Here is a 24,019-nt window from a genome sequence, read left to right on the forward strand (position 1 = left end):
GTTCTCTTCCCTAACTCGATTTCAGTTTTCCACTGGGCATTCTTGCCAATTACTAACGTCCCAATTTGTTCTGCTGTCAAACGATCAACAATCACACGACTGGTATGATGTAAGTAATTATCGACTTTCTGATTGCGACAGCGTGTTAAGCGCTGAATCCGTGGTGAAGTTTGGCGATTTCCTCTCAATTGGGATTGTAATTTTGCTTGGCGTTTGTTGTAGAACTGGTTGATCGATTTTAAGGGTCGCCCGTTAATCAACAAAGGGATAAATCCCGGTTGATTTGAAGTTAGCGCTACTAAATTATCCAGCCCCAAATCAATACTAGCTACAGAGTTTGCCTCGCCAAGGGTGGACTCCGGTTCATCGTAAATTACCTCAATTACATAGGAATCACATTTCGGAACCAGTCTAACTTGGCAAACCAGGTCGGGGCTGACTTTGGTTTTAATTGAAAGCTCAGTACCCGAAAGCTTAATGATTCCCTTTTTCAACTGTTTGCTACTAATCGCTTGAATTGTGTAGATGAGAAGGTTTCGCCCTTTGATTTTATCTTTGTACTTTGGCAGTTTTGGGCGACCAGTGAATTTGGAAGAATCAGCCTTGTAAGCTTTAACCGCCTCAAAAAAAGATTTCCAATTCTTGTCTAGCACCATCAAGATTTGCTGGCTGACTTTGGCAGGCAAAGCCTTGTAGGCTTCATGAGACTTCATCAAGCGGTTCATTTCGTTATAACTGACATACTTCCATCCATAAATAAAGCTCTGACGAATGACGTAATTGGCGGCATTGTAGAGGTTTTTGGATTTGAAAGCTAATTCGTCAATTTGGGCGAAACGGTGTGACGTTGATTTAATGATGTGCCTCTGGAGTTAGTTGCATTTAAGGCTTCCATTTTTTAACCTATGTGTAGTTCACTCGACCACCATGATAATATCATACTACTATTGTTTATAATTGCTTATAAACTCAACGAAGTTTTACAATACGTCTCCATTGCTTGAGTCGGTTGATAGCAGATTCAACTATATTGCGTTGACGGTAGATTTCACGGATAAAAGGATCGCGACGCAGTTCATTTGAAAGTCGTGGGATGGTAAAACGGATACCTCGCCGACGTAGATCGCGAAGGATGCGACGACGTGCGATCGCCTTTGTCTCCTACGAATCTTTCAGGGGGTTGACGCGGAGGACCTGCACCAGAATGCGCTTACTGCTCCTTGTTCCATCAATGGTTCTAAAAAAATTGACTTGTTACGTTGACAAGCGACTCAGAATAAAAGTTATAGGTTTACCTTTACCCTCACTTTAACGTATGTGTATTTTGGTACTAAAACCACCACGAGAACGACCTAGTTTTTCCTGTGATTCGCCTTCTTTTTTCCACCATAGCCGAGAGTTGGCGGGCACGAATCACGGTTCGAGTGACGTAATGAACCGGATAGTCTAGCTTTCGGAGTTGGTCCGTATCGGCTTGTAGGCCTTATAAGACTTATTTCCTTTGATCGGCTTTTTGCCACCGATAAAACCGTGTTGCCACCCTGAACCCACTTACTATAACGTTTTGGCGGGTCTCACCACGGAGTCCCGGTTCTGAGTATCGACATAATGCCATTGACAACTTGTCGATGGTCGTGGCGCAGGCTTACCGGTTTTGGGTTGGAGCGGTGGTAGTAGCGGTTTTAACTAATCCCACTGTTCCGTACTTAAGTCTCCAAGGGTTCCTCAAGACTCCCTGCCGGAGCACGCCTATTTTCGAGGATACAACGAGGCAAGAAAACACGCCCTAGGCTTTTAAACTCATTATTGAGGATATCCACTGTATCACTTAAGTCAAGCATTGTCATGGTTTTAACACATATATTGTTTGCCATCCCCCTAGAGAAATATTTTTGGGTGAAATTATGTAAATAATTGTAAAGTTCTGAGCGATCGAACCAGTAGTAGGAGAAGATAGACGCAGCAATAAGGTGGCATCTATAAATTTTAGCTGAAAAAATCCTCTCCAAAATGAAATTAAGAGACGGGACATCTTCTTGATAATCTCTCCTTAACCATAATATCACTTGAGTGAGGCCCGACGATTAAAAGGTTGATTAATATCAGGGGAGAGGGTGGTATAAAAAACTACCTCAACATTAGGTACTCGATCTACTTACGGTAAAGTTGTTGTCTAATAGCGTCGGAAGAATATGATCAGAAAAAAAATTAGCAAAGTGTTGGTGGGATTAAGAACCCGTCATTTTTTGATAATCGATGCAATTTGTTTTGCGATCGCACCGTTACTGGCCTTGGAAATTCGTTTAGATGGCATATTGGATCTGACTCCCTACTTACAGAGCCTAGCGGTAGTTACAGTATTATTTGTAGCAGTCAAACTTCTAGTATTTTATGCCGGCGGCTTCTACAAGCGTTACTGGCGGTATGCGGGCCTGGAAGAAATGGCACAAATAACGATGCTGATAGGTATATCCCTAGCAGGGGAAATTATCTTGTTCCAAGAACTCTACCAGCTAAATAATTCGCCGATCGCCAATCTGCCACGATCGCTGCCGCTACTAGACGCTATGATCAGCTTTTTGTTAGTGGCGGCGATTCGTTTCAGCATTCCAGCCCTGGAAAGATGGAACCAAAAATCGTGGAAAGTTCAGCAACGCGATCGCGTCCTGATAGTCGGTGCGGGCAGTGCAGGCACATCTCTGATGCAAACGATGCAGAGGAGCCCAGAGGTAGGACTCGATCCAATCGCTTTCATAGACGACGACCGCAAAAAAATCTCCAAGCAGATTGGCAGACTGACTGTAGTCGGCAATCGCTGTAACATTCCGGAGGTAGTTCGATCGCTAAATATCGACAAAGTTATGATTGCCATCCCCTCAGCTCCGGGAAAAGAGATTAGGGAAATCGTAGAAATTTGTCAGTCAATTGGGATTCCAACCAGCACGCTCCCCGGCCTCAATGAAATCATCAACGGTCGTGTCAGTTTAGGTAGCCTCAGAGAAGTACAGATTGAGGACTTGCTCCGCCGCGAACCCATTCAAACCGATGTTGAGAAAGTCTTGGGATTGATTGGAGGCAAGAAAGTTCTAATTACCGGTGCGGGTGGCTCCATCGGCAGCGAACTTTGTCGGCAAATATTAAAGTGCGCTCCTGCGGAAATCATCATCGTCGGACACGGAGAAAATTCTGTATTCAACATTCAACAAGAATTAGGAAAAGTCCTGTCAGAACTCAAAAAAACCAGCAAAATCCCAACAGATATTACTCGCGTGACAGCCTTTATGGCCGATATTCGCTTTCGCGAGCGCTTAGAGTACGTTTTTCTAACAATGAGACCAGACATCATTTTTCATGCGGCCGCTCACAAACACGTACCCATGATGGAATTAAACCCGCCGGAAGCGATTACTAACAATGTGCGGGGGACGAAAAATCTGCTGGATCTGGCATTGAAATACAATGTGCAACAATTTGTGATGATTTCCACCGACAAAGCGGTGAATCCAACTAGCATTATGGGAGCTAGCAAAAGAGTTGCCGAAATGCTGGTGCTGCAAGCAGCCAAAAAAAGCAAAAACCCATTTGTAGTGGTTCGTTTCGGTAATGTTCTTGGCAGCCGCGGTAGCGTCGTACCTACTTTCAAGCGACAAATTGCTGAGGGCGGGCCGATCACAATTACCCATCCAGATATCACTCGCTATTTCATGACCATTCCCGAGGCAGTTCAACTGGTTTTGCAGGCAGCAGTCATCGGCAAGGGCGGGGAAGTATTCATGCTGGAGATGGGGGAACCAGTCAGAATTTTTGATTTAGCAAAAGATTTGATTCGGCTCTCAGGATATGAAGTGGGTAAAGACATAGAAATCGCGTTTACAGGGCTGCGGCCGGGAGAAAAATTGTTTGAAGAACTGTTTATTCCGGGCGAGAAATACAACCGCACTAAACACGAAAAAATTCTGAGTCTCGGCAATGCCAGCCGCCTAGTGAAAGAAAATATTGACCAGGAAGTAGAAGCCCTTTGTCAAGCAGGCGATCGCAATGATACCACTTTAATAGTCTCAATGTTACAGCAGTTAGTGCCTGAGTACGTACCAGGGTATTCAACCGCCAATTGGGACGCCACTACAGCCCAAAAAACAACCCCTGTGGCAAAGATTAGCAGTGCAGCATCTATTCAGTTAGAGAATGATTTGCGTGTGGCTCTGGCAAATGAGGAGTTTCGGATTCACTATCAGCCGATCGTCTGCCTGGAAACTAATAAGATTAATAGTTTTGAAGCGCTGTTGCGCTGGCAGCACCCGAATCGAGGTTTGCTTTGGCCAGACGAATTCCTACCAGCGGCAGAAGAAACTGGCTTGATTGTTCCTATTGGCGAGTGGGTACTGGGGCAAGCTTGCAGCCAGATGCGGATTTGGCAGTCGCAATTTCGTCTTAACGCTCCTTTAACAGTCAGCGTGAATCTGACTAGCAAACAGTTTTTCCAAGCTGACTTAATTGAGACGATTGCCAAAATATTGAAAGAAACAAATCTCGATGCTCAGAGTTTGAGGTTAGAAATTCCTGAGTATGTTGTGACGGAAAATTCCGAGTTGGCTGGGTCTGTTTTTCTCAAACTTAAAACTTTAGGGGTGCAAGTACAAATCGACCACTGTGGTCTTAGTGATGTATCATTAACTCAGCTCTACCAATTGACGCGGCTGAAGTATGGGAAATTCGACAGTTTGAAGCTAGATTGCTCTCTAGTCACCGGCCTGGATGCTAGCAACCCCAACTTAGAAATTTTTCACAAAATTATTGCCATAACTCAAGAGTTAGGTATGGGCATGATTGCCACAGGAGTAGAAACGAGCTGGCAAATAGCTCAGCTAAAATCTATGAAGTGCGTCTACGGACAGGGATACTTTTTCTCGAAGCCTGTAGAAGGCTCTAAGGTAGAAAAATTGATTGGGGGTATGGCTGTTAAAAGTTAATGGGACATTTGTGAAAAAGTTGGAAAGGGGAAATACACGATTGGGAATTCACCAATTAGCACGCAGGTAATTAGTTACTAATGCAACAGTTGAAACCACTAACATTGCGCCGGAATTTTTCCTGGACTTTCACGGGCAACCTCATTTATGCCGCTTCCCAGTGGGGGATGTTGGTGGTGCTTGCTAAATTGGGCAGTCCTGAAATGGTGGGTCAATTTACCTTGGGATTGGCAGTGACAGCGCCCGTATTCATGCTGACAAATCTGCAACTGCGATCGATCCAGGCAACTGATGCTAAACACGAGTATCTTTTCGGGGACTATCTGGGACTCAGATTGATCGGTATATTCTTGGGAATTTTGATTGTGGCAGGGATTGTGATCGCAGCGGGATATCGCTGGGAGACATCGCTGGTTATTTTAACGTTGGCTTTAGCCAAAGGATTTGAGTCGATCAGTGATGTATTTTACGGACTGATCCAGAACCACGAACGAATGGATCGCATTGCCCTATCCCTAATGATTAAAGGGCCACTTTCACTGGTCATGTTGGGCATAGGAGTCTACTCAACGAGGACTGTTTTAGGGGGCGTAGTAGGTTTGACTGTTGCTTGGGCTGTTCTTCTCTTTACTTTCGACGTTCGTAGTGGGGCATTACTGCTGAAATCTCCTCCTTTATTAGAAGGGGAGAATTTGCCAGAACTGGCGCTTCAGTCACCAGTAGTAATTAAAAATCCCCTCCAACCGCGCTGGGATTGGAAAACCCTAGTTAAGCTGATTTGGCTTGCCCTTCCTCTAGGTTTGGTGATGATGCTGATTTCCCTCAATACAAATATCCCTCGCTACTTTATCCAGCGGTATTTGGGCGAGCGAGAACTGGGAATTTTTGGTGCCATATCTTACCTAATGGTCGCAGGAACAATGGTCATAAGTTCGCTAGGGCATTCAGCCAGTCCGCGATTGGCAAAATACTACGCAGCGGGAGATAGCGCTGCTTTCCGCAAGCTTCTGTTTAAGCTGGTACAATTTGGGTTCGGGCTGGGTGGGGCGGTCGTCCTAGTGGCTATGGTGGTCGGTCGGCAGCTTCTCACTCTGATTTATAGACCTGAATATGCCGAGCAGGCAGATATATTAGTGTGGTTGATGATAGCCGCAGGTATTGGTTACGGATGCTCTTTTCTAAGTTCCGCTCTGACAGCTGCTAGGTGCTTCCGCATTCAATTGCCTTTGTTTACTTTAGTAACAGGGGCTTCAGCGACAACGGGCTTGTGGTTAATTCCCGCTTACGGACTGCGAGGAGCAGCGTTTGCCTTAATTATTGCGTCAGTTGTGCAACTATTTTTAAGTTTGGGAATTATTTTCTATGTACTCCATCAAATCAGTAGATATTCAAACGCAGAATCATAAAGCTAAATTGAGCGATGGCGGTTTAATACGCATCCTCCACGTCGTAGGAGGCATGAGCCAAGGTGGGATCGAAACTTGGCTCATGCACGTCCTCAGACATATCGATCGCGATCGCTTCCAGATGGATTTTCTGGTTCACACTACCGAACCCTGCGCTTACGACGATGAAGTTCTCGCCCTTGGCAGTCGAATTATCCGTTGCCCTCACATCCACCAACCGTGGATATACAGCCCTCAATTCAAACAAATTCTCCGCGATTATGGCCCATACAATATAGTTCACAGTCACGTTCATTACTTCAGCGGTTACGTTCTTCGCTTGGCGAAGCAGGCAGGAGTAGCCATCCGGATTGCCCACAGCCATAACGATACTTCCTCAGCTGAAGCAAAGGCGAAATGGTCTCGACAATGGTATTTAAGTTTAACCCGACGGTGGATTAGTAAGTATGCTACTTTAGGACTCGGATGCAGCCAGAAAGCAGCCGTCGATCTGTTTGGTCCTGCTTGGAAAAGCGACCCCCGTTGGCAAATTCTCTACTATGGCATCGACCTAACGCCATTTGGAGAACAGCTCGATCCAGTGTCAGTACGGGGTGAATTAGGTATACCTGATGATGCTTTTGTAGTTGGTCACGTAGGTAGATTTGAAGAACAAAAAAACCACCTATTTCTGTTGGAAATAGCAGCGGAAATTGCCAAGCGAGAACCTAAAATCTACCTGTTACTGATAGGTAGTGGTTCCCTACTTCCGCATATCGAGCAAAAAGCAATTGAGATGGGTTTAACCGACCATATTATATTTGCAGGCAACCGACGAGACGTACCCCGCCTGATGCTTGGTGTAATGAATGTTTTCATGTTGCCATCCCTTCATGAGGGATTACCAGTAGTAGGAATAGAAGCTCAAGCCACTGGGTTGCCCTTTATTTTGTCGGATGTTATTACAGAAGAGGTAGATATAGTCAAGCCTTTAGTGCAACGCATCAGTCTGTCCCAACCAGCCTCCGTGTGGGCTGATGCAGTTTTGGCAGCTAGAAATGCCGCCTCGCTCCTTACCCGCGCAGAAAGTCGAGCTATTCTAGAAAGCAGCCCATTTAATATAGCATTTAGTGTAAAATCACTAACAAAAACTTATCGCGATGAATCGTGCCCCAAATATTAGAGCAGATAAAGTTAGCCTTTTAGTTCTTGCGGCTCATTGTTTTATTGTGGCAAGTTTGAATTTGTTCTACTTGCTGTATGATTTATGGGGTTTAGAAGCTGAGTCGCTGATTTATCCTACCTGTTGTTTGTTCATGGCACTCGCTATTTGGACATATTGGTCGTGGTATCTGGTTACACAAAGCTTATTTAACCCTTATCTGTTGTTTTTTCTGTCAGCGGTACTATTTAACGGCGGGCAGGCACTGTTAGAAGTTTTTCACATGAATCCGGAGGGTATTTTAGATGGAGAACTCACATCAGAAAGCCTCCTCAAAACCCTGTTTTTTGTGCTCCTTGGTTTATCATCATTTCATTTAGGGGGATTAATTAGTGCTGTTCACGGAAAAGTCAGAGGTGCCAAAGCAAAGCAAAAAAAAGACTTAGAAACTGTTCGGAAGGATACTTCTAAAGTTGGATGGACATTTTTTAGCATATCGTTTTTGCCATCTTTGATCGTAATCCAACAAACTATTAGCATTGTTTTATCTGGTGGCTATTTTAGCCTTTACCAACAAGATGATGCTACCAGTTTTAGTGCAGCACCTCAAATCTTGTCTGATTTTCTTGTGCCAGCCTCTCTGTTTATACTTGCTAGCAGTACAAAGATACCCAAAAGTCAATTTATATCTGCATCTGTGATCGTTGTTTATGTAGCAACTAGGTTTTTCTTAGGCCAAAGAAATCAAGCCGTAATGCCATTGATTGCCTTTGCATGGCTATGGAATAAAATGATTTACCCAATTCCTAAAACTTTATTATTCGGGGTGGGTGGCTTTTTAGGATTCATTGTTCTGCCTTTGGTTGGAGCTACTAGAAATTCTGCAGGTCAAGATCGTTTATCTGCTGATTCGCTGTTGCAAACCTTGTCTTCTATGAATAATCCTGTTGCAGAAATTATCTCTGAAATGGGAGGTTCGATAAACACCGTTGCTTACACCCTCGAACTCGTTCCCAAGGTTCATGGTTACAACTTGGGGGCTGACTACTTCTATGCCTTACTTACCCTGATTCCTAATTTGTTTTGGAAAATTCACCCGACTATTGAGCGAGGCACCTGCGGTAAATGGTTAACCCGGCAAATTAAGCCCAGCTTTGCTGCCAGAGGTGGTAGCTTAGGGTTTTCTTTTATTGCCGAAGCTTATCTCAATTTTGGTTGGGCGGGAGGACTCATTGCCTTGGGATTACTTGGTTTTCTGGTAGGAAAACTTACTTTATGGGCAACCCGATCGGAGAATCCAGCTAAAATGGCAATGGTTGCCAGCTTCCTTTCTTTTTTCATGTTTTACGCCCGCTCTGATTCTATTTCTCAGATTCGTTCTTTAGTATGGTACTCTCAGATTCCCTATGGGAGCGTGCGCTTGCTAGGCTGGTTACGATCCAAAAAATTGATCGCATAAGCTGTCAATAGTTTGATGTTTTTAGGGTAAGAAGTTAACGTTGTGATTGTTGCTACTAGATTTAGAGCGAAAAAGTTGCAGCGTATCACCGCTAGCTACTTGCAAAGAGTTTCTCTTAACCTCACAGTTAGCCACGCAATTACTCTCCCAAATAATTCCGGCCTTCATGGTGTTTGCTGTTTGATTATCAACTAGAGAATTGTCATTAACTTTCACCCGATCGAACAATCCGTCAACAATGATTGCCGCTCTGTAATAGTCATTAAAAGAACCGCTACTTCGACCCGGATTTAGAATAGTGTTATGGGAGATTTCCCCGCCAACGATCGGCATGGATATATAAATACCTCCACCTAGAGAGTTTTCAATTGTGTTTCCCAAAATGCGGAGATTTTTAGTTACCACCTTGGGAAATTTATATCTCCATAATTTTATGCCATTAGCCAGATTGTCGCCACCGCTACCATTCCCAGAGAAATTACTAAAATAAATTTGATTGTTCAGAATGTTTAGGTTTTCGATCGGTGCGTCGGATCTTGGCTCTAACCAAATACCCGCGCTGCTAGTATCACCCCCCAATTTGCGCCAATCATTAATATTTAGGCTAATTTGATTATGGGATATTGTGCAATTGCCGATGGCTGGATTGGTAGTATTAGTTTTGTAAAAATAAGACCATATTGCAATACCTGTGTTAGCTTCTTTGATGATATTATGGGCGATCGTTTGATTGTTGGAACTGATGGCGAAACCCGTAACATATATACCATTTGTAAAACCATGAATTATGTTATTATCAACAATTTGGTCATCTCCGTGAATCTCAATAGCCGTCCTTGCTCCAGGTGTTCCCGCACCATCCCTGGAAGAGAAATAATTATGAGATATCCTCACTTTTTTGGCATGGCTGTAAATTGTTGAGTGATCGTAATCGACGCTGCCTCCACCTATTAATTCAAAAATGTTATTTTTAATTTCTACGTCAGATACTAATAGCTCGCCGTTGACAGAGATCGCATTAACATTGTTGAGACTTGTAAATCTACACCCCGCTATATGAATTCTTTTACCTGCAAAAATACGGAGCGCGTATCTATGTTTTGTGTTGCCTTCAAGCTCGGATTCGGAGCTAACTGGATTGGCAGTGCCGTTACCATCAATGGCAATATTATACATACCAAAATCAGAAAGATCGGTTTTGGGTTTTTCCCCTGCTAAAATAGCGCTATAATTACCTTGTCTATCCGCTAATTTAATAATGCTGTTGTGATGTCCAGACCCGCTTAAAATTACCTTTGGTCGAATGGTAATAGCTTGTAAGCTACCAGGGTTAATACTAACCTTATAAATTCCAGTGGGGAAAAATAATATTCCGCCCCCAGAACCATCGACGGCATCAATTGCTTTTTGAATAGCGCTGGTGTCATCTGCAATGCCGTTGCCAATAGCTCCAAAGTCTTTGACAGAAACAGTAACAGGTTTTGCCAACATGGTAGATTGAATCGGGGCAGTAACTCTAACATTTAGAGACGATTGCTGTAAATCAGGATTACTTTTTAATTGGGACGCTCGTGCAGATGCCGCCCGCGCTATCTCGCTTCTAATAGGGATAGACTGCTGTCCATTTTCCGCAGTTACATCGGGTTGTCGTTGAGTGTTAAGTTTATTTAAGACCCTCAACGATAAAATTACTATAAATCCTAATCCTACCGTAAGCAACAAGGTTTTAAGTAGCACGATTTTTGATATTTTATATTTCATAGCCTTTGTTTCCAGGAGGAGCGATCGCAGTTGCGATACATGAAAAAAAATATTTTTGTAACAATTTTTAACAATCTGCCTTAATGTAGATGCTATGTTATAAATTATAGTTTATTCACGCAAAAAACTTTAGGCTAGGGAGAATAAATTTACCAAATTTAATTTTTTTGTAAAAATAATATTTTTTTATCGATTCTATATTAGAAATAGAAGGTTTCTAGTAAATTAATTGTAGGGGCTGTCGATAGATGAAAGTTGTTGTAACCCTTGAATATCGGTTCGATCGCACGCCAGATGGAAAAGTGTGGACGCAAACAACCTTTCCCTATAGCTTCTGGACGCGCTACTTAGAAGTATTCGATCGCGTCAGCGTAGTAGCCCGTACCCGCGATGTACCCCGCGTGCCTTCAGATTGGCAACGCGCAGACGGCGAGGGAGTTTCCTTTGCCCCCATTCCATACTACATCGGCCCTTGGCAGTATCTCCGCAAGGCGCGACAAGTCAAACAGGCGGCCAGAAACGCTGTCGGCCCAGACGATGCCGTAATTTTACGCCTGAGTTCCCAAATAGCTTCCTGCATCCAACCGATGTTGTGTAAAATCAGACATCCCTACGGTGTAGAAATTGTGGCAGACCCTTATGATGTATTTGCGCCCGGTTCCATCAAGCATCCCTTGCGCCCTCTTTTTCGTTGGTGGTTTCCACGAGGTTTGCGGCGCGAATGCCAAGAAGCCTGCGCTGCTGCCTATGTGACCAAAGAAGCTTTACAAAAACGATATCCTTGCCCCAATTTATCGATTGGTGTCTCAGATGTAGAAATTTTAGAAGATTCGCTGGTGGCTGCACCCCGTCCCCGGCGCGGGGAAACAGGAATTTTTACGATCCTGTTTGTAGGTTCCTTAGCCCAACTATATAAAGCTCCCAATATTTTGATTGAAGCTGTGGCAATCTGTTTGCAGGAGGGGATCAATATTGAATTAATTATGGTTGGCGATGGCCAATACAGAGCAGAACTGGAAGAACAAGCCAAAGCATTGGGCTTGGGAAAGCAAGTTTCTTTCCTCGGTCAGTTGCCATCTGGGGATGCAGTACGCACCCAGTTAGATCGCGCCGACCTTTTCATTCTCCCCTCATACCAAGAAGGCTTGCCCAGAGCAATGGTAGAAGCAATGGCAAGAGCTTTGCCTTGTATTGGCTCTACCGTCGGTGGCATTCCCGAATTACTGCCAGATGAGGATATGGTGTCGCCTGGTAATGTAAATGCCTTAGCGACTAAAATTCGGGAGGTAGTAACAGATCCCGATCGCATGGCGCAGATGTCAGCCCGTAACTTGGAGAAAGCCAAAGAGTATACAGATGAAGTTCTCCGCCAGCAGCGGCTGGTATTTTATCGCTACGTGCGAGAGCAAACAGAAGCATGCTTGAGGGCAAAAAAATGAACAAACTTTTAATTGTTACTACTATCCCCGATACCCTTGACTTTTTTCTGCCTTTGACCAAGCACTTACGGAGTCAAGGTTGGCGAGTAGATGCGATGGCGAAAGAGCTGTCCACTAGCAAGGAATACCTACAATTTTTCGATCGCGTTTGGGATGTTGAATGGTCGCGCAATCCCCTCGATCCCAAAAATTTGATTAGTGCTCCGGCACAAATTCGGCAGGCCTTTTTGCAAGAGCAATACGACTTAGTAAATGTTTCTACGCCTGTAGCTGCTTTCGTTACTCGCTACGCTCTGAATAATTGGAGAAAGCAGGGAAAAGTAAAAGTAATCTACACAGCCCAAGGCTTTCATTTTTACGAGGGTGGTGCACCGCATAAAAATGCGATCTTCTTGGGACTGGAAAAGATTGCAGGATCTGGGACGGACTATCTAGTAGTCGTTAATCGCCAAGATGAAGCAGCGGCAAAACGTTATGGTTTGATTGCTGCCGAACGAGTCCATTACATTCCCGGAACTGGATTAAATCTCGATCGCTTTAATCCCCATGCCATTTCGGAAACTGAAATAAACCGTGTCCGTGAAGAGTTGGGGTTAGCACCGGAGAATCCGTTGTTTTTATCAGTGGCTGAATTTATTCTCCGCAAGCGTCCTTGGGATATTTTAAAGGCATTAGCTAAACTAGAACGGCCTCAAGTTCACTTAGCTTTTGCCGGAAATGGCAGAATTTTAGAGGAAATGCAGCAACTCGCATCCGAGTTGGGAATTCAAAAGCAAGTGCATTTTTTGGGAGTGCGACGAGATATTCCCGTTTTGATGCGTGCGTCTGTAGCTACTTTGATTGCTTCCGATCAAGAAGGTCTACCTAATTGCGTCATGGAATCTTTGTGCATGGAAGTCCCTGTTATCGGTACAGAAATTCGGGGCACCCGCGATTTATTAAAAGATGGCAATGGACTGCTGGTTAAATTGGGAGATGTGAAGGAAATTGCCAAAGCAATGGCATGGATTTTAGACCATCCCAAAGAAGCTCAAGAAATGGGCAAGCGCGGACGAGAAGATATGGTTAATTATGACGTGCCCCATATCTTAGATCTATACGGAAATCTGTATAGTGAAGCTTTATCGAATTAATTACAACCAGCCGAAGCATAAGACGGAATCAGCTATGAGTATTTGCCTTAACCCAGACTGCACCCAACGAAATTTGCTGGTAGATTCCAGAGAGCGATATTGTCAAAGTTGCGGGAGCAATTTAGTGTTGCAAAATCGCTATTTGGTAACAAAATTAATTCGCGATTTTTGCGATCCGGGCTATAGTTCGATCTACCTGGTCGATGATAATGGTACGCCCAAAATTTTGAAGGTTTTGCAACAACGTTACAACAATAAGCCAAGGATAATACAGCTTTTTCGGCAAGAAGTAGAGGTATTAAAAAATTTGGAGCATCCGGCGATTCCCAAGGCCGATTGTTACTTTCAACACCCGGTAAGTAATGGCAAGAGTTTGCATTGCGTTGTCATGGAAAAAATTGAGGGTTGCACTTTAAAGGAATGGCTGCAACAACACCAACCTATTGACCAGAAACAAGCCATTGAATGGTTAGAGCAGATAGTAAATATTCTAAATTTTGTGCATCAGCGGAAATATTTACATCGCGATGTAAGAGCCAATAATATTATGATCGAGAAGAGTGGTAAGCTGGTGTTGATTGACTTTGCTGGGGCTATAAAAAGAGATTTAATCTACAAGACTTATGCCTATATAAGGAAAGTAATCAGCGCCTTCATATTTACAAAGACTGAAACAGACGGTTATACACCTCCCGAACAAAACAGAAATTATTGTTTGCCTCAATCAGACTTTTTTTCGCTAGGACGAACTTTTGTTTATTTGCTTACAGGTAAAGAACCAAAAGATGAATCAATGTACGATGGAAAATATAAGGTTTTAACTTGGCGAAAATATGCTATAAATGGGGTCTCCGAGCGGTCGGGAAATTTAATCGATAAATTGATGACACCTAATGTTTCAGATCGCTACAAAAACGCAGGGGAAATATTGGAGGAAATAAGAATTATTAAGGAAGAACTCGATGCCAATAAATTGAAAAAATTATAATTTATAATGCTTGAGCAAGGATATAAAGATTAATGCGCTAGTATATCCAGAGAAAAACTATCCTTTGAAAGGGCGCAATTGACACCGATAAATTTGTTAGCCAATAACTACAAGTAGAGAATAGACCATGAATAATGACCAATCACGAAGCATCCAATTGAGTAAATTAGTTAAGTTTGTATTAGATAGGTTAGTGGCAGCGATCGCCCTTTTGGTTTTCTCTCCCGCAATACTAATAGTGGCGATCGCCATTTACCTTCGCATGGGTAGCCCAATTGTCTTTACCCAACCGCGGCCGGGCAAAAACGGCGAAGTTTTCCGATTCTACAAGTTTCGCACGATGACGAGCGATTGCGACGCCGATGGCAATCTTTTAAGTGATGAAAAACGCCTGACTGCGATCGGTCAATTTTTACGGAAAACCAGTTTAGATGAACTACCCCAACTTTGGAATGTTCTTAAGGGTGATATGAGTTTTGTGGGGCCGCGTCCTTTAATGGTCGAATATCTAGAACGTTACAGTCCCGAACAAGCACGCCGCCATGACGTGATGCCGGGAATTACAGGGTGGGCACAAATTAACGGGCGCAATACCATTTCTTGGGAACAAAAATTCAAACTAGATGTTTGGTATGTGGATAATTGGAGTTTGTGGCTTGATCTGAAAATACTTTTCTTGACGGTATGGAAAGTAGTCAAAAAAGAAGGGATCAGCCAAGCCAATCATGCCACAGTGGAAGACTTCAATGGAAATAATTGACAATCGTTACTAGGGTGCGTTAGACTTGATCAACTGGTGGAAAAATTTTTAAGTGCATCTGAGACACCGTAGAAGAGTAAAACAGAATCGTTGTCTGGTTAAATCAGAGCAGGATAAGGATAGAAAAATGGCACTGTCTTGGCAAACACTTCACAACTTAGAGAAAGAATACGGCGATTCTTTTTTCATTTTGGATCTCAGACAATTTGAAAATAACTATAAAGAATTCCTCCAAGGTTTCCGTTCCATTTATCCGAATACCAACCTGGGTTATTCTTACAAAACTAATTACATCCCCAAGTTATGCCAAACCGTGCATTCTATGGGAGGATATGCCGAAGTAGTCTCCCAAATGGAGTATGATTTAGCGATCGCGATCGGCGTACCTCCCACCCGCATTATTTTCAATGGTCCACTGAAGCAACAAGAAGATATGGAAAAAGCTATTTTGGCTGGTTCCATAGTCAATTTGGACTGCTTAGAAGAAGTAGAAATGGTCGAAGCTTTGGCCGAAAGATTACCCGAACAGAAAATAGCGGTGGGATTAAGATGTAATTTCGAGATTGACACCACTCGCATATCTCGATTTGGGTTTGATGTAGCAGGAGGCGAACTCGATCGTGCTTTCAAAAGATTGACAGCATTAAATAATGGTTCGGTCGATGGACTCCACTGCCACATTTCCACTGCGGCAAGAAGCACTGAATCCTTCGCTCGCCGGACTCAGAAAATTATCGAATTAACCGATCATTATTTCAAGGATAAACAGCCGAGATATATCGATATAGGCGGCGGTTTCTACGGGAAAATGACCGATGATTTAAAGAGTCAATTTGAGGGCTATATTCCCAACTATCAGGAATATGCCGAAGCGGTTGCGTCGCAAGTAAAAAGCAAATATCCCGATAACTCTGGTCCGGAATTAATTATTGAACCGGGTGTAGCTATTGTGTCCGATGTGTTGAATTTCGTGGCGAAAGTTGTGGGATTAAAAACAGTGCGCTCTCGCCAAATTGCCCTCGTAGTTGGTAGCATTCACAACGTAAAACCAACCGGGACTGATAAAATTTTGTCCTTGCGAGTTTACGGAAACGACGAAAATAGCGCTCGCCGAAAACTTGCAGGAAAAGTTGATATCGTCGGATATACTTGTATGGAACACGATTGTTTATACAAGGAATATTCCGGCGAAATAGGTATAGGAGATTATGCAGTTGTTGAGAATATGGGTGCTTATACTGTAGTCTTCAAACCACCATTTATCCGCCCGAATCCGCCCATAATTAGCTATGACTCCATCCAGAACGAGTATACACTAATCAGACGGGGAGAAACTTCTCAGGATGTGTTCTCTACTTATGTGATATAAGCAGCACAACAATCCATGTACTCTTGACTTGTGCGGGAAACTGCAAGTTCAAAATTTAATCTGCTGTTCGCAAACGCTCAAAAATATGAACGTAATCTTGACTTGTGCGGGACGCCGCAACTATCTGTTGAAATTCTTCCAAGAAGCACTAGGAAATGGAGGAAAAGTATTGGCTTGTGATGCTACTTTAGAAGCGCCGACATTACAAGAAGCTGACGAAAAGTTTTTGTTGCCGCCGATCAACCACAGCGATTATTTCGATAAGTTGCTGGCTATCTGTCAGCAAAATCAGGTGCGGTTGGTGATTCCGCTGAACGATTTAGAATTGCCTTACCTGGCCAAACAACGCGATCGCTTTCTCGAAATAGGAACGATCCCACTTGTTTCTTCTCCCGAAGTTATCGATATTTGTTTTGACAAGTTTGCGACATTTCAATTCTTACAAAACCTCGGCATTTCTGCCCCAAAAAGTTATCTTTCTTTGGAGGAAGCAAGGCAAGCGATAGCCCAAGGAGAAATATCTTTTCCGTTAGTAGTTAAACCTCGGTGGGGCAGTGCATCTATTGGCATTGAATATCCCGAAGATGACGAAGAATTGGAATTAGCTTATCGCTTTGTTAAAAAATCGCTGATGAAATCGTTCTTAGCCGAAGTAAGTTCCTCCGATCCCGATCGGTGTATCTTAATTCAAGAGCGAGTAATCGGACAAGAACACGGTCTGGATATTATCAATAATTTAGATGGCTCATACATAACTACTTTTGTCAAGCGCAAGCTGACCATGCGAGCCGGAGAAACCGATCGGGCTGTGACGGTCGAAAATGAAGAAATTAAACAGTTGGGTGCGAAAATTGGTCAAAAATTGGGTCATATCGGCAACCTGGACTGCGACGTAATGGTGGGACAAAAAGGTTTGTGCGTGCTGGAATTGAACCCGCGTTTTGGTGGTGGATATCCCTTTTCCCAGATGGCAGGGGCAAATATTCCGGCAGCCTTAATAGCTTGGGCTAAGGGAGAGGAACCCGATCCTAATTGGTTAACCGTGGAAGCAAATATAGCTTCTTCCAAATGCGATCGCCTTGTGACTGTTCGTAAATAGTAATCGGTATCCATACAAATACTATCGCTTGAGCGATCGCGATGGAAACCAAAAAATTGGTAACTAATCACCAACCACCAATGACTCAATTCAGCAAATTAATTAAGTGGGTATTAGATAGAGTAGTTGCTGCGATCGCACTACTAATCTTTTCTCCTATACTGTTGATAGTTGCGATCGCTATCCATATCCGCATGGGTAGTCCAGTTTTTTTTACCCAAGCGCGTCCCGGCAAAGACAGTCGCATTTTTAACGTCTACAAGTTTCGCACTATGACGAGTGAGCGCGACGCCGAGGGTAATTTGCTCCCCGATAAGCAACGCCTTACATCCCTCGGTCAATTCTTGCGTAAAACCAGTCTGGACGAACTTCCTCAACTGTGGAACGTTCTCAAAGGCCAGATGAGTTTTGTTGGCCCAAGACCGCTTTTGCCCACATACTTACCTTATTTTTCGGAAAAAGAAACAAAAAGGCACGATGTACTTCCAGGCATTACTGGATTAGCACAAATTAACGGTCGGAATCACCTGTTATGGGATGAAAGACTTGCTTTCGATGTATACTACGTTGAAAATTGGTCTTTATTTATGGATGTAAAAATTTTGGTTCAAACGGTTGAAAAAGTGCTGCGAAGAGAAGCGGTTGCTGTAGTCCCCAGTTACATAATGAAGGACTTAGATGATGAACGAAAACAGTGCGAGGGTTAGGAAAGCTTTACCATCAGAAAGTAGTAGTATAGAAAGCATACATAGAAATGCTTTCCCAAAACATTTTATATGCGACTGGCTTTTTGTGAGCCCCCTGGTATCGCGATATATTAGTAAAGTGATAGAAGACGCGGATATGAATCAAAAATATCCCGAATTTTTTACAGCAACTTTAACAGGCAATCTCGCTGGATATGTAAATGCTAAATTTTATGGGGAATGCCTAAGTATAAATTATTTAGCCGTTGCTCCTGAATTTCAACGCCAAGGTATAGCGAAACAAATGTTAGCTTATCTCCTGGCAGAATGCCAAAAGCATCACATCGAAAAAATTAGTTTAGATGTGGATATCAATAATCAGATCGCTTTAAGTTTATACAAAAAAATGGGCTATGAAGTCAAGTGTTGTAAATTTTTATATGAAGTACCAATAGATTACTTTTGTACGCATAAATGCTCGTTTGAAGTAAAAAATTGGCTGGAAGCAGAAGCATGGCAATATAGCTATGGTTTCTCATATATAATGCTGTCTATTAATAATTCAGACATTCTCAAGATTGGTAGATTAGGTAAAGCTTACTGGCGTATACCCGATTATAGTTGTCTAGAAGATGACAGGTTAACCTATGCTTTAAAATTAATCGATCCCAATCGTAATAAAATTTTTGTTAGATCCGATCAAATAATTTTAGCTCTGCCAAAGCAACCCATAAAGTTTTTGAAAATGGAAAAAAAACTCTAACAATGGATACACAAATTGTTAACTTATCAAGTAGTTGGTGGTTATCTAACCTGCAAAAAGTACGCCATGATATTTATCATTTGCCAGGGTATGTGAATCTAGAGGCAAAAAGAACTGAATATAGCCCAGAGGCTATTTTAATAGTTGATGATGAAAAAATGTTCTTTTTGCCCTATCTTGTGCGTCCGTGCGATAGAGTAGGGGAAGAGAATATATTAGAAGTATTTGATGTGGTATCCCCTTATGGCTATCCGGGAATGCTGTTGAACGAAGCTGCTACACCTGAGTTTTTGAATTTAGCAATAAATGAATTAACGCAAGTTTTACGCGCCAAAAACGTCTGTTCGGCTTTTTTACGGCTGCATCCTCTACTTAATGGAGCGTTAGAGCAAATTTTAAATCCGAATATTTGCCAAATCACTGGAGAAACTGTCTCTATTGACTTGCGAATTTCTGAAGCCGAAATGTGGCAGAACACTAGACGCAATCAGCGACAGTCAATAACTAAATGCAAGCAGGCCGGTTTTACAGCAAGAATGATGCCTGTTCAGCTATATATCGATAAATTTATCGAAATTTATCAAATAACCATGCAGCGCGTAGAAGCAGCAGAGTATTATTATTCTTTCAACTTAGAGTATTTTCTGAATATGGCAGATGCTTTTGGGGAAAAAATGCACCTATGCCTGGTTGAGTTGGATAACGAAATTGCAAGTGGTGGTTTGTATACAGAATGTTGCGGTATCGTTCAGAGCATCTTTAGCGCCACACAAAACAAATTTTTAAAACAATCTCCTAATAGCTTACAAATAGATTATACTCGATTATGGGCCAAAGAGCGCGGCAATGAAGTATTACATCTTGGAGGTGGAGTTGGAGGCGAAAAAGATTCTCTTTTCCATTTCAAATCAGGATTTTCCAAGCAAAGGCACAAATACTTAACGATGCGCTTGATTGTAGATGAAGAAAAATATAATTATCTGGTCAGATTAAGGGCAAAATATTTAAATATTGAGCCTCAAGAACTCCTCAAGTTAAACTTTTTTCCGGCCTATCGTTCTCCAAAATGAAGATCAAATGACAAAACAAATTCTCCTTTCAACACCTCACATGGGTTCCCTCGAACAAGAGTTCGTCAAAGAAGCCTTTGATACCAACTGGATCGCCCCCGTTGGCCCCCATGTAGATGCTTTCGAGCAAGAATTCTGCGAGGTAGTTGGCGCTAAACACGCAGCGGCTGTTAGTTCCGGTACCGCAGCTTTGCATTTGGCTTTACAATTAATTGGTGTCGGTTCGGGAGATGAAGTTTTTTGCTCTACTCTGACTTTTATTGCGACTGCTAGCCCGATTACTTATCTTGGCGCCAAACCAGTTTTTATTGATAGCGATCGCACTTCTTGGAACATGAATCCCGAATTATTGCGATCAGCGCTTGACAAACGAGCCAAAACTGGTAAATTACCCAAAGCTGTTGTTATCGTACACCTTTATGGTCAAAGTTGCGATATCGACCCCATTCTGGAAGCTTGCAATACTTATGAAATTCCGCTAATAGAAGATGCGGCAGAATCTCTAGGGGCTACCTATAAAAATCGATCGCCTGGAAGCGTCGGTAAAATCGGCATTTTCTCATTCAACGGCAATAAAATTATCACCACTTCCGGCGGCGGAATGTTAGTTTCCGATGACCAAAAACTGGTAGAAAAAGCTCGTTTTTTGGCGACACAAGCCCGCGACCCCGCTCCTCATTACCAACACTCAGAAATTGGCTACAATTACCGTCTCAGCAATGTTTTGGCTGGAATTGGTCGCGGTCAATTACGGGTTTTGGAGGAGCGAGTTCAAGCTAGACGACGCAATTTTGACTTTTACAAACAAGCTTTAGGAAACTTGCCGGGAATTGAATTTATGCCGGAAGCTGCTTTTGGACGCGCGACTCGCTGGCTGACTTGTTTAACGATCGATCCGGCCGCTTTCGGTGCAGATAGAGAACAAGTTCGCCTCGCGCTTGCTCAAGAGAAAATAGAAGCGCGTCCTGTTTGGAAACCTTTACATTTACAGCCAGTATTTGCTGATTGCGAATGTATGGGCGGTGCGGTGGCCGAAGAGTTATTCGAGTACGGGCTTTGTTTGCCTTCTGGCTCTAATTTAACTGATGAAGATTTAGAGCGAGTGACAAGTGCGATCGCCCAAATTCACAAAGAACATCGATAATATAGCCGAAGGAAGTTCGGCAACGGATTTTGTAACGGATGTAACGGAGGCAGGAAGAAGAAAGATGCGATCGCTATTATATCCCCGACTTATTCAAGAAGTTGGGGAGTTGGGTATTTTGTCTTTTGATTAATTTTGTTGCCATTCTTGCAATGCGATCGCAATTCCCTGTTTTAATCTTGGTTCGAGACTCTCTTGCTTAACTAAGTTTTCTAATTTCGGCCTAGCCTCCATCGCATTTAGCTGTTTGAGCGCAGCCGTGCAGTGCAGCCTGACGCTGCTGTCTGCGTCGCCCAACATTGAAATCAGAGCATCTAGCCCTCTCATATCTCCTAATTTTCCTAAACCTAAAGCTAAAGATTTTTTGCTGACTGCCTCCTGCAGGGCCGGATGATTTGTTTTCAACAAATCAATCAGAATTTCAGCAGCAGCAGCTTTTAATTCCGGCTTTTCCACTCGCCCTAAAACAGTGACAATCTCTTGACAAACAGTAGAATTTATGTTAATAAATTGCGCCATTAATGTCTCATGCAAATATGCTAAAGCGGTTGCAGTTTCCATCCAGCTTAGGGCGCGCACAGTTTCGATTTGCAATTCAACCGGAGTTATCGGCGATCGCAGCAATTCAAATAAAGCAGTGGCTGCAGCATCGGTTTTCACTCGTCCGATCGCGATCGCCGCTTGCTGACAAACTTCTAATCGGATGTCCGAAAGCAAAGGTTTGAGCAAGTTAACTAAATCTAATTCTGCATCTAAATAGGCGCGCACTCCGAGAGCTCGCACGGCTTCTTTTCTGACTGCTGTCGCCGGATCTTTGAGTGCTGCTACCAGTACCGGCGGGATGCGGGAGTCGTGAAAGCTGCTCAGGGCCTCGATTGCGGATGCCCGCACCGCAACTTGAGAGTCTCCGACTACGCTCAACAGCGGTGGGATGGTTTCGGTGCGCCGAATTTGAGCGAGTGCTGCTGTGGCAAACTGTCGCGAGTCTTCTTGCTGCAAGAGAGTTGCGAGAGATTCTATGGCTGTCGGGCCGAAATTCCCTAGGGTTTCGGCGGCGATTTGGCTCAATTCTTCGTCGGAATTTTTGACTAATTCTACTAAAGCTTGAATCACTTCCGGGGGATCAAACTTTCCGAGAATGCGGGCGGCGAACCACCGGGGCTCGGTGTCTGCGTCTTCGTCTTCGAGCACGGCAATTAAAGGTGCGATCGCGCCATCTCCCAGATTTGGCAATACTTTAGCAATTTCCCAACGGTCTTGAAAATCGCCCCATTTTAAGGCTTCTATTGCTAAACTGACAGCTTGCTCTAAAATGTGTTGTTCCTGCGGCTTGCTACCGTCGGCTGTCACTTGCTGCAAGCATTCGACTAACCCAGGCCAGTTTTGGCGATCGGCAGCGACTTGCGCTTGTTCTAAAAAATTAGACATGATTTTAATTTAGTGGCGATCGAGAAGCGAGGTTTTTTGCTGCTAGGTCAGAGCGGGAGGGAGCTACTTTTTACGAATCTTTTGCTACAATTATCCATTTTTTAACATTTTTGTCAATCCATCATAACTGCTAAAATGGAAGTAAAGCATTAATTTCATGCAGTTAAGGCATCAAGCTATACTTTTTGTAATTTAAAATACGCAATATTCCTAATTAAAAATTAACAAATGAAGAAAGCTCTACTTTTAGTAAACCAGCACTCCCGAAAAGGGCAAAAGCTATTATCTCAAGCCACTGGAGAATTAGAAGCACTGGGTTTTGAGTTAATTATAGAATCTACCGACCACGCCCACGAAATTCCCCAAACAATTCGGCGCTACCAAAATCAAGTCGAATTAGTAATAATCGGCGGCGGCGACGGCACTCTCAACGCCGCCATAGAAGGTTTGATAGACACCAAGTTACCCTTGGGTATTTTGCCGATGGGAACTGCTAACGACTTAGCCCGCACTCTGAAAATTCCTACAGCTTTATCCGCAGCTTGTCAAGTAATTGCCAGCGGTAAAGTTCGGCTAATAGACTTAGGTTGGGTGAACGGCCAACATTTTTTTAATGTTGCGAGTTTGGGACTAAGCGTGGAAATTACCCAGCGACTGACTAAAAACGTCAAGCAGCGCTGGGGAGTGTTAGCTTATGCTTTTACTGCTTTGCAGACAATTTTGTCAGCGCGACCGTTTCGAGCAGAAATTAAGGTAAAAAACCAATCTTTTAAGGTTAAAACTATTCAAATTGCCATTGGCAACGGCCGCTATTACGGAGGTGGCATGACAGTTGCCGAGGATGCCACCATCGACGACTGGCGACTGGATTTGTACAGTTTGGAAACAATACACTGGTGGGAAATCATTGGTTTGCTGCCGGCTATGAGGCAAGGAAATTATACCAGTTCGCCTAACGTTCGCGCCTTGTACGCTCAAGAATTTGAGGTTAATACTAGCAAACGCCGTCCGATTAATACTGACGGTGAAATCACAACTTACACGCCTGCCAAATTCCGAGTGATTCCCCAAGCTTTAGCAGTTATAGCTCCTTGATGACTCACAACTAATATAATTATGTTGTGGAACAGGCATCTTGCCTGTTCATATATAATTATGTTGTGGAACAGGCATCTTGCCTGTTCAGATATTAGCCACGGGCAAGATGCCCGTGCCACAATTAATCAATAAATTATATTATGTTGTGGAACAGGCATCTTGCCTGTTCAGATATTAGCCACGGGCAAGATGCCCGTGCCACAATTAATTAATCAATAAATTATATTGTGTTGTGGAACAGGCATCTTGCCTGTTCAGATATTAGCCACGGGCAAGATGCCCGTGCCACAATTAATTAATCAATA

18 protein-coding genes and 2 pseudogenes are annotated in these 24,019 nt (G+C 43.2%); 17 read left to right on the forward strand and 3 right to left on the reverse strand.

Going from position 1 to position 24,019, the window contains the following annotated elements:
- Positions 1-882, reverse strand: a pseudogene (locus tag QUA00_RS28365) (RNA-guided endonuclease InsQ/TnpB family protein); the annotation flags it as partial.
- Between the two features lie 1,310 nt (positions 883-2,192).
- On the opposite strand from QUA00_RS28365, the gene QUA00_RS28370 reads away from it, so the two are divergent.
- The 4 genes from QUA00_RS28370 to wzy all read left to right on the forward strand — a co-directional run bounded on the left by QUA00_RS28370 (position 2,193) and on the right by wzy (position 8,976).
- On the forward strand, positions 2,193-4,970 hold the full coding sequence (locus QUA00_RS28370; RefSeq protein WP_333411924.1) for a polysaccharide biosynthesis protein: 2,778 nt from the start codon (positions 2,193-2,195) through the stop codon (positions 4,968-4,970).
- Between the two features lie 80 nt (positions 4,971-5,050).
- The gene (locus QUA00_RS28375; protein ID WP_333411925.1) at positions 5,051-6,376 is read left to right on the forward strand and encodes an oligosaccharide flippase family protein; all 1,326 of its coding nucleotides are present in this window, start codon (positions 5,051-5,053) and stop codon (positions 6,374-6,376) included.
- The gene (locus QUA00_RS28380) at positions 6,333-7,538 is read left to right on the forward strand and encodes a glycosyltransferase (protein WP_333411926.1); all 1,206 of its coding nucleotides are present in this window, start codon (positions 6,333-6,335) and stop codon (positions 7,536-7,538) included. Before QUA00_RS28375 ends, QUA00_RS28380 begins: the two co-directional genes overlap by 44 nt.
- Positions 7,516-8,976, forward strand: coding sequence for an O-antigen polysaccharide polymerase Wzy (gene wzy / locus QUA00_RS28385; RefSeq protein ID WP_333411927.1), 1,461 nt, complete (start codon positions 7,516-7,518; stop codon positions 8,974-8,976). Before QUA00_RS28380 ends, wzy begins: the two co-directional genes overlap by 23 nt.
- Positions 8,977-8,997: 21 nt before the next feature.
- Here the strand turns inward: wzy and QUA00_RS28390 are convergent, their stop codons facing one another.
- Positions 8,998-10,737: a glycosyl hydrolase family 28-related protein gene (locus QUA00_RS28390; protein ID WP_333411928.1), complete on the reverse strand. Its 1,740-nt coding sequence runs from the start codon at positions 10,735-10,737 to the stop codon at positions 8,998-9,000.
- A 248-nt stretch (positions 10,738-10,985) separates the two neighbouring features.
- Between QUA00_RS28390 and QUA00_RS28395 the strand changes: the two genes are divergently transcribed.
- From QUA00_RS28395 to QUA00_RS28445, 12 genes and pseudogenes are all read left to right on the forward strand, one after another.
- Positions 10,986-12,176 (forward strand): glycosyltransferase family 4 protein, encoded by a 1,191-nt coding sequence (locus tag QUA00_RS28395; protein ID WP_333143374.1) that lies wholly within the window; start codon positions 10,986-10,988, stop codon positions 12,174-12,176.
- Complete coding sequence (locus tag QUA00_RS28400) at positions 12,173-13,309, forward strand: glycosyltransferase (RefSeq protein ID WP_333411929.1); 1,137 nt, start codon at positions 12,173-12,175, stop codon at positions 13,307-13,309. The genes QUA00_RS28395 and QUA00_RS28400 overlap by 4 nt, the downstream gene beginning before the upstream one ends.
- Before the next feature lie 34 nt (positions 13,310-13,343).
- Positions 13,344-13,421, forward strand: a pseudogene (locus tag QUA00_RS36960) (4-Cys prefix domain-containing protein); the annotation flags it as partial.
- A 12-nt stretch (positions 13,422-13,433) separates the two neighbouring features.
- The gene (locus QUA00_RS28405) at positions 13,434-14,297 is read left to right on the forward strand and encodes a serine/threonine-protein kinase (protein ID WP_333143372.1); all 864 of its coding nucleotides are present in this window, start codon (positions 13,434-13,436) and stop codon (positions 14,295-14,297) included.
- A 127-nt stretch (positions 14,298-14,424) separates the two neighbouring features.
- On the forward strand, positions 14,425-15,057 hold the full coding sequence (locus tag QUA00_RS28410) for a sugar transferase (protein ID WP_333143371.1): 633 nt from the start codon (positions 14,425-14,427) through the stop codon (positions 15,055-15,057).
- A gap of 127 nt (positions 15,058-15,184) precedes the next feature.
- Positions 15,185-16,426 carry an alanine racemase gene (locus tag QUA00_RS28415; RefSeq protein WP_333411930.1) on the forward strand — a complete coding sequence of 414 codons (1,242 nt, stop codon included), beginning with the start codon at positions 15,185-15,187 and terminating at the stop codon, positions 16,424-16,426.
- Between the two features lie 85 nt (positions 16,427-16,511).
- On the forward strand, positions 16,512-17,525 hold the full coding sequence (locus tag QUA00_RS28420; protein WP_333411931.1) for an ATP-grasp domain-containing protein: 1,014 nt from the start codon (positions 16,512-16,514) through the stop codon (positions 17,523-17,525).
- An 80-nt stretch (positions 17,526-17,605) separates the two neighbouring features.
- The gene (locus QUA00_RS28425) at positions 17,606-18,232 is read left to right on the forward strand and encodes a sugar transferase (protein ID WP_333411932.1); all 627 of its coding nucleotides are present in this window, start codon (positions 17,606-17,608) and stop codon (positions 18,230-18,232) included.
- Positions 18,204-18,974, forward strand: a complete 771-nt coding sequence (locus QUA00_RS28430; protein ID WP_333300647.1) for a GNAT family N-acetyltransferase — start codon at positions 18,204-18,206, stop codon at positions 18,972-18,974. Before QUA00_RS28425 ends, QUA00_RS28430 begins: the two co-directional genes overlap by 29 nt.
- A gap of 2 nt (positions 18,975-18,976) precedes the next feature.
- The gene (locus tag QUA00_RS28435; protein WP_333411933.1) at positions 18,977-20,044 is read left to right on the forward strand and encodes a peptidoglycan bridge formation glycyltransferase FemA/FemB family protein; all 1,068 of its coding nucleotides are present in this window, start codon (positions 18,977-18,979) and stop codon (positions 20,042-20,044) included.
- 7 nt (positions 20,045-20,051) lie between these two features.
- Positions 20,052-21,188 (forward strand): aminotransferase class I/II-fold pyridoxal phosphate-dependent enzyme, encoded by a 1,137-nt coding sequence (locus tag QUA00_RS28440; RefSeq protein WP_333411934.1) that lies wholly within the window; start codon positions 20,052-20,054, stop codon positions 21,186-21,188.
- Positions 21,154-21,321, forward strand: coding sequence for a hypothetical protein (locus QUA00_RS28445; RefSeq protein ID WP_333411935.1), 168 nt, complete (start codon positions 21,154-21,156; stop codon positions 21,319-21,321). Before QUA00_RS28440 ends, QUA00_RS28445 begins: the two co-directional genes overlap by 35 nt.
- Here the strand turns inward: QUA00_RS28445 and QUA00_RS28450 are convergent.
- Positions 21,318-22,616 carry a HEAT repeat domain-containing protein gene (locus tag QUA00_RS28450; protein ID WP_333411936.1) on the reverse strand — a complete coding sequence of 433 codons (1,299 nt, stop codon included), beginning with the start codon at positions 22,614-22,616 and terminating at the stop codon, positions 21,318-21,320. The two genes, QUA00_RS28445 and QUA00_RS28450, sit on opposite strands and share 4 nt — an antisense overlap.
- Positions 22,617-22,844: 228 nt before the next feature.
- On the opposite strand from QUA00_RS28450, the gene QUA00_RS28455 reads away from it, so the two are divergent.
- On the forward strand, positions 22,845-23,711 hold the full coding sequence (locus QUA00_RS28455) for a lipid kinase (protein ID WP_333143363.1): 867 nt from the start codon (positions 22,845-22,847) through the stop codon (positions 23,709-23,711).
- The last annotated feature ends 308 nt before the right edge of the window (positions 23,712-24,019 follow it).

Origin of the sequence: Microcoleus sp. T2B6 (assembly GCF_036700475.1) — a bacterium.
Classification (GTDB): domain Bacteria; phylum Cyanobacteriota; class Cyanobacteriia; order Cyanobacteriales; family Microcoleaceae; genus Microcoleus.

Excerpts from the sequence above, each read along its gene's own strand:
- QUA00_RS28370 (WP_333411924.1), top strand. The coding sequence starts at position 2,193 with ATGATCAGAAAAAAAATTAGCAAAGTGTTGGTGGGATTAAGAACCCGT.
- QUA00_RS28375 (WP_333411925.1), top strand. The coding sequence starts at position 5,051 with ATGCAACAGTTGAAACCACTAACATTGCGCCGGAATTTTTCCTGGACT.
- QUA00_RS28380 (WP_333411926.1), top strand. The coding sequence starts at position 6,333 with ATGTACTCCATCAAATCAGTAGATATTCAAACGCAGAATCATAAAGCT.
- wzy (WP_333411927.1), top strand. The coding sequence starts at position 7,516 with ATGAATCGTGCCCCAAATATTAGAGCAGATAAAGTTAGCCTTTTAGTT.
- QUA00_RS28390 (WP_333411928.1), bottom strand. The coding sequence starts at position 10,737 with ATGAAATATAAAATATCAAAAATCGTGCTACTTAAAACCTTGTTGCTT.
- QUA00_RS28395 (WP_333143374.1), top strand. The coding sequence starts at position 10,986 with ATGAAAGTTGTTGTAACCCTTGAATATCGGTTCGATCGCACGCCAGAT.
- QUA00_RS28400 (WP_333411929.1), top strand. The coding sequence starts at position 12,173 with ATGAACAAACTTTTAATTGTTACTACTATCCCCGATACCCTTGACTTT.
- QUA00_RS28410 (WP_333143371.1), top strand. The coding sequence starts at position 14,425 with ATGAATAATGACCAATCACGAAGCATCCAATTGAGTAAATTAGTTAAG.
- QUA00_RS28415 (WP_333411930.1), top strand. The coding sequence starts at position 15,185 with ATGGCACTGTCTTGGCAAACACTTCACAACTTAGAGAAAGAATACGGC.
- QUA00_RS28420 (WP_333411931.1), top strand. The coding sequence starts at position 16,512 with ATGAACGTAATCTTGACTTGTGCGGGACGCCGCAACTATCTGTTGAAA.
- QUA00_RS28425 (WP_333411932.1), top strand. The coding sequence starts at position 17,606 with ATGACTCAATTCAGCAAATTAATTAAGTGGGTATTAGATAGAGTAGTT.
- QUA00_RS28430 (WP_333300647.1), top strand. The coding sequence starts at position 18,204 with ATGATGAACGAAAACAGTGCGAGGGTTAGGAAAGCTTTACCATCAGAA.
- QUA00_RS28435 (WP_333411933.1), top strand. The coding sequence starts at position 18,977 with ATGGATACACAAATTGTTAACTTATCAAGTAGTTGGTGGTTATCTAAC.
- QUA00_RS28440 (WP_333411934.1), top strand. The coding sequence starts at position 20,052 with ATGACAAAACAAATTCTCCTTTCAACACCTCACATGGGTTCCCTCGAA.
- QUA00_RS28450 (WP_333411936.1), bottom strand. The coding sequence starts at position 22,616 with ATGTCTAATTTTTTAGAACAAGCGCAAGTCGCTGCCGATCGCCAAAAC.
- QUA00_RS28455 (WP_333143363.1), top strand. The coding sequence starts at position 22,845 with ATGAAGAAAGCTCTACTTTTAGTAAACCAGCACTCCCGAAAAGGGCAA.